Origin of the sequence: Stenotrophomonas sp. TWI809, from assembly GCF_039673205.1 — a bacterium.
In the GTDB taxonomy this organism is placed as follows: Bacteria; Pseudomonadota; Gammaproteobacteria; order Xanthomonadales; family Xanthomonadaceae; genus Stenotrophomonas.
In genome coordinates this window covers 1-16,680 of sequence record NZ_JBDJLE010000041.1, presented here as the reverse complement: position 1 = coordinate 16,680, position 16,680 = coordinate 1, and the positions used below count along the sequence as shown (strand labels likewise).

Genomic DNA, 16,680 nt, shown 5'->3' with positions numbered 1-16,680 from the left:
TGGTTGTCACCCTGATCAACCCGGTCGCCATGGATGAAGGCCTGCGCTTCGCGATTCGCGAAGGCGGCCGTACCGTCGGCGCCGGCGTGGTCTCCAAGATCATCGCGTAATACTGCAATACCGGCGGTCGCATAGCGCTGCTGCCGGTCTCGCGAGTGGCGGGCCGGGAACCTCGGTCCGCCTTCGCCGTCTTAGGGAAGGCAAGTTTTTTCAGTACGCCAGTAGCTCAATTGGCAGAGCAGCGGTCTCCAAAACCGCAGGTTGGGGGTTCGAGTCCCTCCTGGCGTGCCACTTCTCCCTTCCAGCGGCTATGCCGCCACAGCAGCCAGAGCCGGATGAACAGCAAGATCGAGCATTCCAAAGACAACGCCTCCACTGGAGGTGACATCGTCAAGTACGCCGTCGCAGCGATCCTGGTGCTGGCGGGTCTTTTTGCTTGGTATTGGTTCGGTGCTCCTGAGCATGCCTCCCAGAGTGCATGGGCCGGTCCGCTTCGCGGTCTGGCCGTTGTCGTTGGCCTGGTGGCCGGCCTCGGCGTGTTCCTGTTGACCGGCAAGGGTCGCGACACGCGGGAATTCCTTTCCGAATCGCGTTTCGAACTGCGCAAGGTGGTCTGGCCGACGCGCCAGGAAGCCATTCGCATGACCTGGGTGGTGATCGTTGTGGTGATCATCCTCAGCCTGCTGCTGGGCGGATTTGACTTCGTGATTCAGAAATTGACCCAGTGGTTCCTGGGTCGATAAGGAGAAACCAGTGAAGCGTTGGTACGTCGTTCACGCCTATTCGGGCTTCGAAAAGTCGGTTGCGCAGGCTCTGCGCGATCGCATCGTGCGTGACGAGATGCAGGAGCGCTTCGGTGACGTCCTGGTCCCGACCGAGGAAGTGGTTGAAATGCGCGCCGGCCAGAAGCGCCGTTCCGAGCGCAAGTTCTTCCCGGGTTACGTGCTGGTCCAGATCGAGACCCACGAAGAAAACGGTATCCCGCGCATCGACAACGAAAGCTGGCACCTGGTCAAGGACACCTCCAAGGTGATGGGCTTCATCGGCGGTACCGCCGATCGTCCGCTGCCGATCCGTGATGAAGAGGCTGCCGCCATCCTGGACCGCGTTCAGGAAGGTGTGGAAAAGCCCCGTCCGAAGGTGCTGTTCGAGCCGGGCCAGATGGTCCGTGTCACCGAAGGTCCGTTCAACGACTTCAACGGTGTGGTCGAGGAAGTCAACTACGAGAAGAGCCGTCTGCGCGTCTCGGTGCTGATCTTCGGTCGCGCCACCCCGGTCGAGCTCGAATTCGGCCAGGTCGAAAAGGCCGTCTGAGCCTGGGGCGGCAGGGTTCCGGGCGGCCGCCCGGAACCTGAACAGCCTGCGCCCGTCAGCCTTGAGGCAAGGGCGGAAAAAACCTGATATAGTGCGCGGCTTCCTGCCAGGAAGCTGGCAAAAAGCAAGGGCCGCCGCGAGGTGGCCTTCTGCGTGAATTCAAAACGCGATGCCGGGACGCGTGATTCCCGGTCCGATGGGGAGCCTGTTGTCGTAAGGCGCTAGCACCCGGAGAGCATACTCATGGCAAAGAAAGTTGTCGGTTATATCAAGCTGCAGGTGAAGGCCGGTCAGGCCAACCCCTCGCCGCCGGTCGGTCCTGCGCTGGGTCAGCGTGGCCTGAACATCATGGAATTCTGCAAGGCCTTCAATGCCGCCACGCAGAAGCTGGAGCCGGGTCTGCCGGTGCCGGTCATCATCACGGCCTACTCGGACCGTACCTTCACCTTCATCACCAAGAGCACCCCGGCTGCCGTGCTGCTCAAGAAGGCTGCAGGCATCTCCTCGGGCTCCAAGCGCCCGAACACCGAGAAGGTGGGCAAGGTGACCCGCAAGCAGCTCGAAGAGATCGCCAAGACCAAGGAAGCAGACCTGACGGCTGCCGATCTGGATGCCGCGGTGCGCACCATCGCCGGTTCTGCCCGTTCCATGGGCCTCGTGGTAGAGGGTTAAGAAGATGGCACAGACCAAGCGTGAGAAGGCCATCAAGGCCGCCGTCGTCCCGGGCAAGGCATACGCCTTCGAGGACGCCATCAAGATCCTGAAGACCGCTACCAAGGCCAAGTTCGTCGAGTCCTTCGACGTTGCTGTGCGCCTGGGCGTGGACGCCAAGAAGTCCGACCAGCAGGTGCGCGGTTCCACCGTGCTGCCGTCCGGTACCGGCAAGAGCGTGCGCGTTGCCGTCTTCGCACCGGCCGGTGCCAAGGCTGACGAAGCCCTGGCCGCTGGCGCCGAAGCCGTGGGCATGGACGACCTGGCTGAGAAGATGCAGGCCGGCGATCTGAACTACGACGTCGTCATCGCGACCCCGGACGCCATGCGCGTCGTGGGTAAGCTGGGCACCGTGCTCGGCCCGCGCGGCCTGATGCCGAACCCGAAGGTCGGCACCGTGTCGGCCAACCCGGGCGAAGCCGTCAAGAATGCCAAGTCGGGTCAGGTGCGTTACCGCACTGACAAGGCCGGCATCATCCATTGCACCATCGGCAAGGCCGACTTCGCCGAAGACGCGCTGAAGTTGAACCTGCAGGCGCTGCTGATGGATCTGGTCAAGGCCAAGCCGGCCACCTCGAAGGGCACCTACCTGCAGAAGGTTTCGGTCAGCTCGACGATGGGCCCGGGCGTGACCATCGACCAGTCCTCGCTGTCGCTGAAGTAATCGTTTCAAGCGGGTGCCGGACCCCGGTCCGGTACCCGCGATATTTGAAGGCAATCCGAGTGGGGCTCGCCCTGCAGAGATAGCCGTCAAAGACCGCAGGCGCGGTCAGTACATACCGGCGACGGGCAAGGATGCTCGCATTGGCAGGGAGTCGCCGCCGGCGCAGTACCGAACGCTTAATCGATTCCCCCGGGAATCACCCTGCGTAGATGGTGCCCTTCTGGAGTTTTTCTGGTTTACGCACGTCTGGGTTCTCCCAGGTTGGCCATCCAGGTCTAGAACGGCCCACCCTTGGAACATCACCTGATGTTCCCGGCGTCCAGGATGGATGCCGCCCAGGACCGCACACGGCAGGAGCCGTAAGCGGAGTTCAATTGGAGGAGTGCAATGGCTCTCAATCTGTCCCAGAAGCAAGAAGTAGTCGCCGAGCTGGCAGACGTCGCCGCCAAGGCCCACTCCTTGATCGCAGCCGAATACGCTGGCACCACGGTCTCCCAGATGACCGCGATGCGCAAGCAGGCACGCGAAACCGGCGTTTTCTTGAAAGTTGTCAAGAACACGCTGGCGGCACGTGCAGTGGAAGGTACCGAATACGAATGCGCCAAAGACGCGCTCGTCGGTCCGCTGCTGTACGCGTTCTCGCTCGAGGAGCCCGGCGCAGCCGGTCGCCTGATCAAGGATTTTGCCAAGACCAACGACAAGCTGCAGGCAAAGGTCGTGGCCATCGGCGGGGAACTGTTCCCGGCTGGCCATGTCGACGTGCTGGCCTCGCTGCCGACCCGTGATCAGGCTCTGGCCATGCTGGCCCGCGTCCTGGCCGAGCCGGCCACGATGTTCGCCCGTGCCGTCAAGGCCGTGGCCGACAAGCAGGGTGGCGGTGAAACCGCTGACGCTGCCGAGCCGGTCGCCGAAACCGCCTGAGTCGACGTTTCCGTGGTTCCGAACGGAACCTCAACCCAGAAAATTATCCAAAGGTAATCAAAATGTCCCTTACCAACGAACAGATCGTCGACGCCATCGCCGAGAAGTCCCTGATGGAAGTGATGGAGCTGGTCAAGGCCATCGAAGAGAAGTTCGGCGTCTCCGCCGCTGCTCCGGTCGCCGCAGCTGCTGCTGCTGGCCCGGCTGCCGCTGTTGAAGAGCAGACCGAATTCGACGTCATCCTGAAGTCGGCCGGCGACAAGAAGGTCGAAGTCATCAAGGCTGTCCGCGCCATCACCGGCCTGGGCCTGAAGGAAGCGAAGGATCTGGCAGAAGCCGGCGGCATGATCAAGGAAGCCGCTTCGAAGGACGACGCTGCCAAGTTCAAGAAGGACCTGGAAGCTGCTGGCGCGACTGTCGAAGTCAAGTAAGCAGTTCCTTGCCTCGCCATCGAAACACGGCGATGCAGCCAAGGCTGGGGGCGTAAGCCCCCGGCCTTTGGTCGTTTCACGCAACACCCGAAATACGAGCCCAACACGGGCTGCGGTCATCCCCCGTCACAGCGGCGCCCAGGCGCGCGGGCAGGGGAGTGGATGCAGACGAGTTGGCAGTTGGAAGTAGCGGGAGAAGGCGTGCTGGTGCCGGCAATACCAGCGACTTCGCAACTGACAATTTCAGTTTCCCCTCGGGTCGTGGACGCACGATCCGCACAGCCAAGGTGATACCTCATGACGTCTTATTCGTTCACCGAAAAGAAGCGTATCCGCAAGGATTTCGGCAAGCAGCGCTCGATCCTCGAAGTGCCGTTCCTGCTTGCCATCCAGGTCGATTCCTACCGTGAATTCCTGCAGGAAAACGTCGATCCGGCCAAGCGCACGGACCACGGCCTGCATGCCGCCCTGAAGTCGGTGTTCCCGATCTCCAGCTACAGCGGCAACGCTGCCCTGGAATACGTCGGCTACAAGCTCGGCGATCCCGTGTTCGACGAGCGCGAGTGCCGCCAGCGTGGCATGAGCTACGGCGCGCCGCTGCGCGTGACCGTGCGCCTGGTGATCTACGACCGTGAGTCGTCGACCAAGGCCATCAAGTACGTGAAGGAGCAGGAGGTCTACCTCGGCGAAATCCCGCTGATGACCGACAACGGCACCTTCATCGTGAACGGTACCGAGCGCGTGATCGTCTCGCAGCTGCACCGTTCGCCGGGTGTGTTCTTCGACCACGACCGTGGCAAGACCCACAGCTCGGGCAAGCTGCTGTACAGCGCCCGCATCATCCCGTACCGCGGTTCCTGGCTGGACTTCGAGTTCGACCCGAAGGATGCCCTGTTCACCCGTATCGATCGTCGCCGCAAACTGCCGGTCTCGATCCTGCTGCGTGCGCTGGGTTACAGCAACGAAGAGATGCTGGCCGAGTTCTTCGAGATCAACACGTTCCACATCAACCCCGATGAAGGCGTGCAGCTCGAACTGGTGGCCGAGCGTCTGCGCGGCGAGACCCTGAACTTCGACCTGGCCGACGGTGACAAGGTCATCGTGGAAGCCGGCAAGCGCATCACCGCGCGTCACGTCAAGCAGCTGGAAGCCTCGGGCATCGCCGCCCTGGCCGTGCCGGACGATTACATCGTCGGCCGCATCCTGTCGCACGACGTGGTCGATGCCAACACCGGTGAACTGCTGGCCCAGGCCAACGACGAAATCACCGACGAGCAGCTGCAGGCCTTCCGCAAGGCCGGTGTGGATGCCGTGGGCACCCTGTGGGTGAACGATCTGGATCGTGGTCCGTACCTGTCCAACACCCTGCGCATCGATCCGACCAAGACCCAGCTGGAAGCCCTGGTCGAGATCTACCGCATGATGCGTCCGGGTGAGCCGCCGACCAAGGATGCCGCGCAGAACCTGTTCCACAACCTGTTCTTCACCTTCGAGCGCTACGACCTGTCCACGGTCGGCCGCATGAAGTTCAACCGCCGTGTCGGCCGCAAGGCTGTCACCGGCGAAGCCGTGCTGTACGACCGCAAGTACTTCGGTGAGCGCAACGACGAAGAGTCCAAGCGCCTGGTCGCCGAGCACGCCGACACCTCCGACATCCTGGAAGTGATCAAGGTCCTGACCGAGATCCGCAACGGTCGTGGCGTGGTCGATGACATCGATCACCTGGGCAACCGTCGTGTGCGTTCGGTCGGTGAAATGGCCGAGAACGTGTTCCGCGTGGGCCTGGTCCGCGTCGAGCGCGCGGTCAAGGAACGCCTGTCGATGGCCGAATCCGAAGGCCTGACCCCGCAGGAGCTGATCAACGCCAAGCCGGTCGCCGCGGCCATCAAGGAGTTCTTCGGCTCCTCGCAGCTGTCCCAGTTCATGGATCAGAACAACCCGCTGTCGGAAGTGACGCACAAGCGTCGCGTCTCGGCCCTGGGCCCGGGCGGTCTGACCCGCGAACGCGCCGGCTTCGAAGTGCGCGACGTGCACCCGACCCATTACGGCCGCGTCTGCACCATCGAAACGCCGGAAGGCCCGAACATCGGCCTGATCAACTCGCTGGCCGTGTACGCCCGCACCAACCAGTACGGCTTCCTCGAAACCCCGTACCGCAAGGTTGCTGACGGCAAGGTCTCCGACGAGATCGAGTTCCTGTCGGCCATCGAAGAGAACGAGTACGTCATCGCCCAGGCCAACGCCCTGACCGATGCCAAGAGCATGCTCACCGAGCAGTTCGTGCCGTGCCGCTTCCAGGGTGAGTCGCTGCTCAAGCCGCCGGCAGAAGTCCACTTCATGGACGTCTCGCCGATGCAGACCGTGTCGATCGCTGCCGCGCTCGTCCCGTTCCTGGAGCACGATGACGCCAACCGTGCACTGATGGGCGCCAACATGCAGCGTCAGGCCGTGCCGACCCTGCGTGCCCAGAAGCCGCTGGTGGGTACCGGTATCGAACGCGCCGTGGCCCGTGACTCCGGTGTGACCGTGAACGCCCGTCGTGGCGGCGAGATCGTGCAGATCGACGCCGGCCGCATCGTGGTCAAGGTCAACGAAGTGGAAATCACCGACGCGACCGACGCCGGCGTGGATATCTACAACCTGATCAAGTACACCCGTTCCAACCAGAACACCTGCATCAACCAGCGTCCGCTGGTGGAAGTGGGCAACGTGGTGGCGCGTGGCGACGTGCTGGCTGATGGTCCGTCCACCGACATCGGCGAACTGGCCCTGGGCCAGAACATGCTGATCGCCTTCATGCCGTGGAACGGCTACAACTTCGAAGACTCCATCCTGCTTTCCGAGCGTGTGGTGGAAGAGGATCGTTACACCACGATCCACATCGAAGAGCTGACCTGCGTTGCGCGTGACACCAAGCTGGGGCCGGAGGAAATCTCCGCCGACATCCCGAACGTGTCCGAGCAGGCCCTGAACCGTCTGGACGAGTCGGGCGTGGTGTACATCGGTGCCGAAGTCCGCGCCGGCGACATCATGGTCGGCAAGGTCACCCCGAAGGGCGAAAGCCAGCTGACCCCGGAAGAGAAGCTGCTGCGTGCGATCTTCGGCGAGAAGGCCTCGGACGTGAAGGACAGCTCGCTGCGCGTGCCGCCGGGCATGGACGGCACCGTCATCGACGTGCAGGTCTTCACCCGCGACGGCATCGAGAAGGACAAGCGCGCCCGTCAGATCGAAGAGTCTGAAATCAAGCGCGTCAAGAAGGACTTCGACGACCAGTTCCGCATCCTGGAAGGCGCCATCTACGCCCGTCTGCGTTCGCAGATCGTGGGCAAGGTGGTCAACGGCGGTGCCAACCTGAAGAAGGGCGACACCGTTACCGACGCCTACCTGGACGGCCTGAAGAAGGCGGACTGGTTCGTGCTGCGCATGAAGGACGAGGACGCCTCGGAAGCCATCGAACGCGCCCAGAAGCAGATCCAGGCGCACGAGAAGGAATTCGAGCGTCGCTTCGCCGACAAGCGCGGCAAGATCACCGCGGGCGACGATCTGGCCCCGGGCGTGCTGAAGATGGTCAAGGTCTTCCTGGCCGTGAAGCGTCGCATCCAGCCGGGTGACAAGATGGCAGGCCGCCACGGCAACAAGGGTGTGGTCTCCAACGTGGTGCCGGTCGAAGACATGCCGTACATGGCCTCGGGCGAAACCGTGGACATCGTGCTGAACCCGCTGGGCGTGCCGTCGCGTATGAACATCGGCCAGATTCTGGAAGTGCATCTGGGTTGGGCCGCCAAGGGCCTGGGTCGCAAGATCCAGGGCATGCTGGAAGCCCAGGCCGCGATCAACGACCTGCGCACGTTCCTGGACGACGTGTACAACCACGACAAGACCCAGCACGCCAATCACGTCGATCTGACCCAGTTCAGCGACGAGGAGCTGCTGCGCCTGGCCGCCAACCTGACCGACGGCGTGCCGATGGCAACGCCGGTGTTCGACGGTGCCACCGAAGCCGAGATCAAGCACATGCTTGCCCTGGCCGACCTGCCGCTGAGCGGCCAGACCCAGCTGTATGACGGCCGCACCGGTGAGGCATTCGATCGCCACACCACCGTGGGCTACATGCACTACCTGAAGCTGAACCACCTGGTCGACGACAAGATGCACGCCCGTTCGACCGGCCCGTACTCGCTCGTTACCCAGCAGCCGCTGGGCGGCAAGGCGCAGTTCGGTGGCCAGCGCTTCGGTGAAATGGAAGTCTGGGCGCTGGAAGCCTACGGCGCGGCCTACACCCTGCAGGAAATGCTGACGGTGAAGTCCGATGACGTGCAGGGCCGCAACCAGATGTACAAGAACATCGTCGACGGTGAGCACGAGATGGTCGCGGGCATGCCGGAATCCTTCAACGTGCTCGTGAAGGAAATCCGCTCGCTGGCCATCAACATGGAACTGGACGGCAACTGATCGCGCAGGCGGGGGGGGCCCCGGCCCCCCCCCCCCCCCCCCGCCACATCTGAACCGACAGCCCCATCGACAAGATTTCCTCCTTTCGGAGAAACACCATGAAAGACTTGCTCAACCTCTTCAACCAGCAGCGTCAGACGCTGGACTTCGACGCGATCAAGATCGCGCTGGCCTCGCCGGACCTGATCCGTTCGTGGTCCTTCGGCGAAGTGAAGAAGCCGGAAACCATCAACTACCGTACCTTCAAGCCGGAACGTGACGGCCTGTTCTGCGCCGCCATCTTCGGACCGGTCAAGGACTACGAGTGCCTGTGCGGCAAGTACAAGCGCATGAAGCACCGCGGCGTGGTCTGCGAAAAGTGCGGCACCGAAGTCACCCTGGCCAAGGTGCGCCGCGAGCGCATGGGTCACATCGATCTGGCCTCGCCGGTCGCGCACATCTGGTTCCTCAAGTCGCTGCCGTCGCGCATCGGCCTGATGCTGGACATGACCCTGCGTGACATCGAGCGCGTGCTGTACTTCGAAGCCTACGTGGTGACCGAGCCGGGCCTGACCGCCCTGGAGCGCCGCCAGCTGCTGACCGAAGAACAGTACCTGCAGGCACGCCAGGAACACGGCGACGACTTCGATGCCGCCATGGGCGCCGAGGCCGTGTACGAACTGCTGCGCACGATCGACCTGCAGTCGGAAATGACCCGCCTGCGCGAAGAAATCGCCAGCACCGGTTCTGAAACCAAGCTCAAGCGACTGACCAAGCGCATCAAGCTGGTCGAGGCCTTCCTCGAGTCGGGCAACCGTCCGGAGTGGATGGTCATGACCGTGCTGCCGGTGCTGCCGCCGGACCTGCGTCCGCTGGTGCCGCTGGACGGTGGCCGCTTCGCGACCTCCGACCTGAACGATCTGTACCGCCGCGTCATCAACCGTAACAACCGCCTGCGCCGCCTGCTCGAGCTGAACGCGCCGGACATCATCGTGCGCAATGAAAAGCGCATGCTGCAGGAATCGGTCGATGCGCTGCTGGACAACGGCCGTCGCGGCCGTGCCATCACCGGCACCAACAAGCGCCCGCTGAAGTCGCTGGCCGACATGATCAAGGGCAAGCAGGGTCGCTTCCGTCAGAACCTGCTGGGCAAGCGCGTCGACTACTCGGGCCGTTCGGTCATCGTGGTCGGTCCGTACCTGCGCCTGCACCAGTGCGGCCTGCCGAAGAAGATGGCGCTTGAGCTGTTCAAGCCGTTCGTGTTCGCCAAGCTGCAGCGTCGTGGCCTGGCCACCACCATCAAGGCCGCCAAGAAGCTGGTCGAGCGCGAAGAAGCCGAAGTCTGGGACATCTTGGAAGAGGTCATCCGCGAACATCCGGTGATGCTGAACCGTGCGCCGACCCTGCACCGTCTGGGCATCCAGGCGTTCGAGCCGGTCCTGATCGAAGGCAAGGCCATCCAGCTGCACCCGCTGGTCTGCACCGCGTTCAACGCCGACTTCGACGGTGACCAGATGGCCGTCCACGTGCCGCTCTCGCTGGAAGCTCAGCTGGAAGCGCGTGCGCTGATGATGTCCACCAACAACATCCTGTCGCCGGCCAACGGCGAGCCGATCATCGTGCCGTCGCAGGACGTCGTGCTGGGTCTGTACTACATGACCCGCTCGCTGGTGAACAAGAAGGGCGAGGGCATGGCCTTCGCCAACATCGCCGAAGTCAAGCGCGCCTACGACAACCGCGTGGTGGAACTGCACGCACGCGTCAAGGTCCGCATCACCGAAGTGGTGACCGACGAGGAAGGCAACAAGCAGAACAAGACCTCGATCGTGGACACCACGATCGGTCGCGCCCTGCTGGCTGAAATCCTGCCGGAAGGCCTGCCGTTCGCGCTGGCCAACACCGAGCTGACCAAGAAGAACATCAGCCGCCTGATCAACTCCAGCTACCGTCAGCTGGGCTTGAAGGACACGGTCGTGTTCGCCGATAAGCTGATGTACACCGGCTTTGCCTACGCAACCCGCGCTGGCGTGTCGATCGGCATCGACGACATGCTGATCCCGGACGAGAAGCGCGGCATCCTCACCGAGGCCGAAGCTGAAGTGCTGGAAATCCAGGAGCAGTACCAGTCGGGCCTGGTCACCGCCGGCGAGCGCTACAACAAGGTGGTCGACATCTGGTCGCGCACCAACGAACGCATCGCCAAGGCGATGATGGACACCATCGGTACCGAGAAGGTGGTCAACGCCGAAGGCGAGACCATCGACCAGAAGTCGATGAACTCGCTGTACATCATGGCCGACTCCGGTGCCCGTGGTTCGCAGGCGCAGATCCGTCAGCTGGCCGGTATGCGCGGCCTGATGGCGCGTCCGGATGGCTCGATCATCGAAACGCCCATCAAGGCGAACTTCCGTGAAGGCCTGAACGTGCAGGAGTACTTCAACTCCACCCACGGTGCCCGTAAGGGTCTGGCCGATACCGCGCTGAAGACGGCGAACTCGGGTTACCTGACCCGTCGTCTGGTCGACGTGGCGCAGGACGTGGTCATCACCGAGGTGGATTGCGGTACCACCGAAGGCCTGACCATGACCCCGATCGTGGAAGGCGGCGACGTCGTGGAGCCGTTGAAGGACCGCGTGCTGGGTCGTGTCGTGGCCGAGGACGTGTTCCTGCCGGGCAACGACGAAGATCCGATCGTGACCCGCAACACGCTGCTCGACGAGCAGTGGGTGGCCAAGCTGGAAGATGCGTCGGTGCAGTCGGTCAAGGTCCGTTCGACCATCAGCTGCGCCTCGCCGTTCGGCGTCTGCGCACACTGCTACGGTCGCGATCTGGCCCGTGGCCACATCGTCAACATCGGTGAAGCGGTCGGCGTCATCGCCGCACAGTCGATCGGTGAGCCGGGTACCCAGCTGACCATGCGTACGTTCCACATCGGTGGTGCGGCATCGCGAGCTGCGGCGGTGGACAACATCACCGTCAAGACCACCGGTTCGGTGAAGTTCAACAACCTGAAGTCGGTCGAGCACGCCAGCGGTTCGCTGGTGGCGGTCTCGCGTTCGGGCGAAATGTCGGTGCTCGATGCCCACGGCCGTGAGCGTGAGCGTTACAAGCTGCCGTACGGCGCGACCATCACGTCCAAGGACGGCGATGCGGTCAAGGCTGGCCAGACCGTGGCCAACTGGGACCCGCATAACCACCCGATCGTGTCGGAAGTGGCTGGTTTCATCCGCTTCATCGACTTCATCGACGGCGTCACCGTCATCGAGAAGACCGACGAACTGACCGGCCTGGCATCGCGTGAAATCACCGATCCGAAGCGTCGTGGTTCGCAGGCGAAGGACCTGCGCCCGATCGTGCGCATCGTGGACAAGAACGGCAACGATCTGACCATCCCGAACACGGATCTGCCGGCGCAGTACCTGCTGCCGCCGCGCTCGATCGTCAACCTGCAGGACGGCGCCGCCGTCGGCGTGGGTGACGTGGTCGCCAAGATCCCGCAGGAAGCGTCCAAGACCCGCGACATCACCGGTGGTCTGCCGCGCGTGGCCGATCTGTTCGAAGCACGCAAGCCGAAGGATCCGGCGATCCTGGCCGAGCGTTCGGGCATCATCAGCTTCGGCAAGGACACCAAGGGCAAGCAGCGCCTGATCATCAAGGACACCGATGGTTCGGAACACGAAGAGCTGATCCCGAAGTACCGTCAGGTGATCGTGTTCGAAGGCGAGCACGTGACCAAGGGCGAAACCATCGTGGACGGCGAGCCGAGCCCGCAGGACATCCTGCGTCTGCTGGGTGTCGAACCGCTGGCGGCCTACCTGGTCAAGGAAATCCAGGACGTGTACCGCCTGCAGGGCGTGAAGATCAACGACAAGCACATCGAGGTGATCACCCGCCAGATGCTGCGCAAGGTCGAGATCACCGATCAGGGCACCAGCAAGTTCCTGAATGGCGAGCAGGCCGAGCGCCAGCGCGTCATCGAGGAAAATGCCCGCCTGGCCACCCGCAACGAGCTGCCGGCCCGTTTCGATCCGGTCCTGCTGGGTATCACCAAGGCATCGCTGGCGACCGAATCGTTCATCTCGGCGGCGTCGTTCCAGGAAACCACCCGCGTGCTGACCGAAGCGGCCGTTCGCGGCACCTCGGACAACCTGCGCGGCCTGAAGGAAAACGTCATCGTCGGCCGTCTGATCCCGGCCGGTACCGGCCTGGCGTACCACGCCAACCGTCGTCGCAACGCCTCCGGGCTGACCGACTCGGAAATGCAGACCCTGTCCGGCAGCGCGCCGGCCGTGGCTGAGGTGGCCCCGGTGGCCGCCGTGGCGGTGGAATCGACCGAAGCTGAACAGGCTCCGGGCAGCGACGAGTAATACGCAGGCCCGGCTTCGGCCGGGCCCGCGGCAGGGCAGGGCGTCGACTCCGGTCGATGGCCCTCCCGGCAAATCAGCAGGCATCGGCCACTGGTCGTCTGCCTGCCGATGAGGTAGGATGCCCGCCGGTCTTTCAACGGACCGGCTTGACAACCTGAACGGGGGGCATGGAAAAGGCTCCCCTGTAACGGCCCGGGATCAGGGCTGGCTTGGCGCGTGCGCATTTGACTGCGTTTTCGCCGGGTTGCTACAATCGTCTGTCTCAGCAGGCCGGTCTTTCGCCTGCTCGCACATTTCCGCATTCATGGCCAGTCTTTTCATTGGCCTCTCTCAGAAGAACATACTGATGGCGACGATCAATCAGCTTGTCCGCAAGCCGCGGCAGGCAACCACTTATAAGAGTGCCTCCCCGGCTCTCGATAAGTGCCCCCAGCGCCGTGGTGTCTGCACGCGCGTGTACACCACCACTCCGAAGAAGCCGAACTCGGCGCTTCGCAAGGTTGCCAAGGTTCGCCTGACCAACCAGGAAGAAGTGATTAGCTACATCGGCGGCGAAGGCCACAACCTGCAGGAGCACTCCGTGGTCCTCATCCGTGGCGGTCGCGTCAAGGATCTGCCGGGTGTGCGTTACCACACCGTGCGTGGCTCGCTGGACGCCTCCGGCGTTGCCAAGCGTCGCCAGGGCCGTTCCAAGTACGGCGCCAAGCGTCCGAAGAGCTAAGGGAAAGTACACATGTCTCGTAAAGGTAATACGCCGCAGCGCTCTGTCCTGCCGGATCCGAAGCACGGAAGTGAAACCATCGCTCGTTTCATCAATATGGTGATGCTGAGCGGCAAGAAGTCGGTCGCTGAAAAGATCGTCTACGGTGCCATGGACGTGATCGGCGAAAAGAACCCGAATTCCGTCGAGCTGGTTCAGAAGGCTCTGGAAAACGTGGCTCCGTCGGTCGAAGTCAAGTCCCGCCGTGTCGGTGGTGCTACGTACCAGGTGCCGGTCGAAGTGCGTTCGTCGCGCAAGATGGCCCTGGCCATGCGTTGGCTGATCGACTCGGCTCGTAAGCGTGGTGAAAACACCATGCCGAAGAAGCTGGCTGCCGAACTGCTGGACGCCTCGGAAAATCGTGGTGGCGCCATCAAGAAGCGCGAAGAAACCCACCGCATGGCCGAAGCCAACAAGGCCTTCGCGCACTACCGCTGGTGAGTTTGACGGCCTTGCAAAACAGGCACGGCAGCACCATCTAGGTGCTGCCCCGCGGCCCCGGGGGGGCCGCGCCAATCCGAAGGCCGCCGAAAGGCGGCGTTCGGCCATCCGAATTCCAAGAAATTGAGAGGCTCCCGTGGCCCGCACCACTCCCATCGAGCGTTACCGCAATTTCGGCATCATGGCCCACATCGATGCCGGCAAGACCACCACGTCCGAGCGCATCCTGTTCTACACCGGCAAGAGCCACAAGATCGGTGAAGTGCACGACGGCGCTGCCACCATGGACTGGATGGAGCAGGAGCAGGAGCGTGGCATCACGATCCAGTCCGCTGCCACCACCGCGTTCTGGAAGGGCATGGACAAGTCCCTGCCGGAGCATCGCTTCAACATCATCGACACCCCCGGACACGTCGACTTCACCATCGAAGTGGAGCGCTCGCTGCGCGTGCTCGACGGTGCGGTGTTCGTGCTGTGCGCCGTCGGTGGCGTGCAGCCGCAGTCGGAAACCGTGTGGCGTCAGGCCAACCGGTACAAGGTGCCGCGCATTGCCTTCGTCAACAAGATGGACCGCACCGGTGCCAACTTCACCAAGGTCGTTGGCCAGCTGAAGGCCAAGCTCGGCGCCACCGCCGTGCCGATGCAGCTGCCGATCGGCGCTGAAGACGGCTTCAAGGGTGTGGTCGATCTGATCAAGATGAAGGCCATCCATTGGGATGAAGCCTCGCAGGGCATGAAGTTCGAGTACCTGGAGATCCCGGCTGACATGCAGGCGGAGGCCGAAGAGGCCCGTACCTACATGATCGAAGCCGCGGCTGAAGCCAGCGAAGAGCTGATGGAAAAGTACCTGGGCGGCGAAGAGCTGACCGAGGCCGAAATCGTCGAAGCCCTGCGCGTGCGCACCCTGGCCACCGACATCGTGCCGATGTACTGCGGCTCGGCGTTCAAGAACAAGGGCGTGCAGGCCATGCTGGACGGCGTGGTGCAGCTGCTGCCGTCGCCGATCGACGTGCCGGACGTGACCGGTACCGACGTGGACGACGAAACCATTGCGCTGAGCCGCAAGTCCGATGACAAGGCGCCGTTCTCGGCGCTGGCCTTCAAGATCATCACCGATCCGTTCGTCGGCGCGCTGACCTTCTTCCGTGTCTACTCGGGCACCCTGAACGCCGGCGACCAGCTGCTGAACTCGGTCAAGGGCAAGAAGGAGCGCATCGGCCGCATCCTGCAGATGCATTCCAACGATCGCGAAGAGATCAAGGAAGTGCTGGCCGGTGACATCGCCGCTGCGGTGGGTCTGAAGGACACCACCACCGGTGACACCCTGTGCTCGCAGGACCACCCGATCATCCTGGAGCGCATGGTGTTCCCGGAGCCGGTCATCTCGATGGCCGTCGAACCGAAGACCAAGTCCGACCAGGAAAAGATGGGTCTGGCCCTCGGCCGTCTGGCCCAGGAAGATCCGTCGTTCCGCGTCAAGACCGACGAAGAATCCGGCCAGACCATCATCTCGGGCATGGGCGAGCTGCACCTGGACATCATCGTGGATCGCATGAAGCGCGAGTTCAACGTTGAAGCCAACGTCGGCAAGCCGCAGGTTGCGTACCGCGAAACCATCCAGATGGCCGACGTCAAGTCGGACTACAAGCACGCCAAGCAGTCCGGTGGTAAGGGTCAGTACGGTCACGTCGTGATCGAGCTGTCGCCGATCACCGCTGAAGACCGTGCCGACCCGAAGATCGGTCCGATGATCAAGGACGACTTCCTGTTCATCAACGACATCACCGGTGGCGTGATTCCGAAGGAATTCATTCCGTCGATCGAAAAGGGCCTGCGCGAAACCATCACCAGCGGTCCGCTGGCTGGCTTCCCGGTCGTTGACGTCAAGGTGAAGCTGGTGTTCGGCTCGTACCATGACGTCGACTCCTCGGAAATGGCGTTCAAGCTGGCCTCCTCGATGGCCTTCAAGCAGGGCTTCCAGAAGGCCAAGCCGGTCCTGCTGGAGCCGATCATGAAGGTCGAGATCGTGACCCCGGAGGATTACCAGGGTGACGTGATGGGCGACGTCAGCCGTCGTCGTGGCGTGCTGCAGGGTTCGAGCACCACCGGTGACGGTTCGGCCAGCATCATCAACGCGATGATCCCGCTGGGTGAAATGTTCGGTTACGCCACCTCGCTGCGTTCGCAGACCCAGGGTCGCGCAACGTTCACGATGGAGTTCGACCACTACGAGCCGGCGCCGAACAACATCGCCGAAACCGTGATCAAGAAGTCCTGAGCGTAAGCTCAGGACTCCACCTCATTCTTTTCTGATATCCAAGGTATACAACAATGGCAAAGGGTAAGTTCGAGCGCACCAAGCCGCACGTCAACGTCGGCACCATCGGTCACGTCGATCACGGCAAGACCACGCTGACCGCTGCACTGACCAAGATCGGTGCCGAGCGCTTCGGCGGCGAGTTCAAGGATTACTCCTCGATCGACGCCGCGCCGGAAGAAAAGGCACGTGGCATCACGATCTCGACCGCACACGTCGAATACGAATCCACCGAACGTCATTACGCCCACGTCGATTGCCCGGGCCATGCTGACTACGTCAAGAACATGATCACCGGTGCTGCCCAGATGGACGGCGCGATC

The 16,680-nt window shown here is 62.9% G+C and carries 12 protein-coding genes, 1 tRNA gene and 1 pseudogene; all 14 read left to right on the top strand.

From position 1 onward, the window contains the following. Positions 1-110, top strand: a pseudogene (locus ABE472_RS18470) (elongation factor Tu); the annotation flags it as partial. Between the two features lie 105 nt (positions 111-215). Beyond that, positions 216-291, top strand: a tRNA-Trp gene (locus ABE472_RS18465). Between the two features lie 44 nt (positions 292-335). Continuing rightward, positions 336-743 carry a preprotein translocase subunit SecE gene (gene secE, locus ABE472_RS18460; RefSeq protein ID WP_121044666.1) on the top strand — a complete coding sequence of 136 codons (408 nt, stop codon included), beginning with the start codon at positions 336-338 and terminating at the stop codon, positions 741-743. A gap of 10 nt (positions 744-753) precedes the next feature. Continuing rightward, entirely contained in the window at positions 754-1,314 is a 561-nt protein-coding gene (nusG, locus tag ABE472_RS18455; RefSeq protein ID WP_019186115.1) for a transcription termination/antitermination protein NusG, read from the top strand. Between the two features lie 243 nt (positions 1,315-1,557). Next, entirely contained in the window at positions 1,558-1,986 is a 429-nt protein-coding gene (rplK, locus tag ABE472_RS18450) for a 50S ribosomal protein L11 (protein WP_019186116.1), read from the top strand. Between the two features lie 4 nt (positions 1,987-1,990). Then, positions 1,991-2,689: a 50S ribosomal protein L1 gene (gene rplA / locus ABE472_RS18445; RefSeq protein ID WP_121044663.1), complete on the top strand. Its 699-nt coding sequence runs from the start codon at positions 1,991-1,993 to the stop codon at positions 2,687-2,689. Between the two features lie 387 nt (positions 2,690-3,076). After that, entirely contained in the window at positions 3,077-3,610 is a 534-nt protein-coding gene (gene rplJ, locus ABE472_RS18440) for a 50S ribosomal protein L10 (RefSeq protein WP_121044660.1), read from the top strand. Between the two features lie 62 nt (positions 3,611-3,672). Then, the gene (gene rplL, locus ABE472_RS18435) at positions 3,673-4,041 is read left to right on the top strand and encodes a 50S ribosomal protein L7/L12 (protein WP_019186119.1); all 369 of its coding nucleotides are present in this window, start codon (positions 3,673-3,675) and stop codon (positions 4,039-4,041) included. A gap of 297 nt (positions 4,042-4,338) precedes the next feature. Then, the gene (rpoB, locus tag ABE472_RS18430) at positions 4,339-8,493 is read left to right on the top strand and encodes a DNA-directed RNA polymerase subunit beta (RefSeq protein ID WP_313209703.1); all 4,155 of its coding nucleotides are present in this window, start codon (positions 4,339-4,341) and stop codon (positions 8,491-8,493) included. A gap of 98 nt (positions 8,494-8,591) precedes the next feature. Next, the gene (gene rpoC, locus ABE472_RS18425; RefSeq protein ID WP_088434181.1) at positions 8,592-12,839 is read left to right on the top strand and encodes a DNA-directed RNA polymerase subunit beta'; all 4,248 of its coding nucleotides are present in this window, start codon (positions 8,592-8,594) and stop codon (positions 12,837-12,839) included. Positions 12,840-13,185: 346 nt separating this feature from the next. Next, the gene (gene rpsL, locus ABE472_RS18420) at positions 13,186-13,560 is read left to right on the top strand and encodes a 30S ribosomal protein S12 (RefSeq protein ID WP_017356008.1); all 375 of its coding nucleotides are present in this window, start codon (positions 13,186-13,188) and stop codon (positions 13,558-13,560) included. Positions 13,561-13,572: 12 nt separating this feature from the next. Continuing rightward, on the top strand, positions 13,573-14,040 hold the full coding sequence (gene rpsG / locus ABE472_RS18415) for a 30S ribosomal protein S7 (RefSeq protein ID WP_019186122.1): 468 nt from the start codon (positions 13,573-13,575) through the stop codon (positions 14,038-14,040). A gap of 136 nt (positions 14,041-14,176) precedes the next feature. Continuing rightward, the gene (gene fusA, locus ABE472_RS18410) at positions 14,177-16,318 is read left to right on the top strand and encodes an elongation factor G (RefSeq protein WP_121044654.1); all 2,142 of its coding nucleotides are present in this window, start codon (positions 14,177-14,179) and stop codon (positions 16,316-16,318) included. A 53-nt stretch (positions 16,319-16,371) separates the two neighbouring features. After that, positions 16,372-16,680, top strand: a 309-nt coding sequence (locus tag ABE472_RS18405; protein WP_346466724.1) for a GTP-binding protein, incomplete at its 3' end; no start/stop codon positions are given.

Excerpts from the sequence above, each read along its gene's own strand:
- secE (WP_121044666.1), top strand. The coding sequence starts at position 336 with ATGAACAGCAAGATCGAGCATTCCAAAGACAACGCCTCCACTGGAGGT.
- rplK (WP_019186116.1), top strand. The coding sequence starts at position 1,558 with ATGGCAAAGAAAGTTGTCGGTTATATCAAGCTGCAGGTGAAGGCCGGT.
- rplA (WP_121044663.1), top strand. The coding sequence starts at position 1,991 with ATGGCACAGACCAAGCGTGAGAAGGCCATCAAGGCCGCCGTCGTCCCG.
- rplJ (WP_121044660.1), top strand. The coding sequence starts at position 3,077 with ATGGCTCTCAATCTGTCCCAGAAGCAAGAAGTAGTCGCCGAGCTGGCA.
- rplL (WP_019186119.1), top strand. The coding sequence starts at position 3,673 with ATGTCCCTTACCAACGAACAGATCGTCGACGCCATCGCCGAGAAGTCC.
- rpoB (WP_313209703.1), top strand. The coding sequence starts at position 4,339 with ATGACGTCTTATTCGTTCACCGAAAAGAAGCGTATCCGCAAGGATTTC.
- rpoC (WP_088434181.1), top strand. The coding sequence starts at position 8,592 with ATGAAAGACTTGCTCAACCTCTTCAACCAGCAGCGTCAGACGCTGGAC.
- rpsL (WP_017356008.1), top strand. The coding sequence starts at position 13,186 with ATGGCGACGATCAATCAGCTTGTCCGCAAGCCGCGGCAGGCAACCACT.
- rpsG (WP_019186122.1), top strand. The coding sequence starts at position 13,573 with ATGTCTCGTAAAGGTAATACGCCGCAGCGCTCTGTCCTGCCGGATCCG.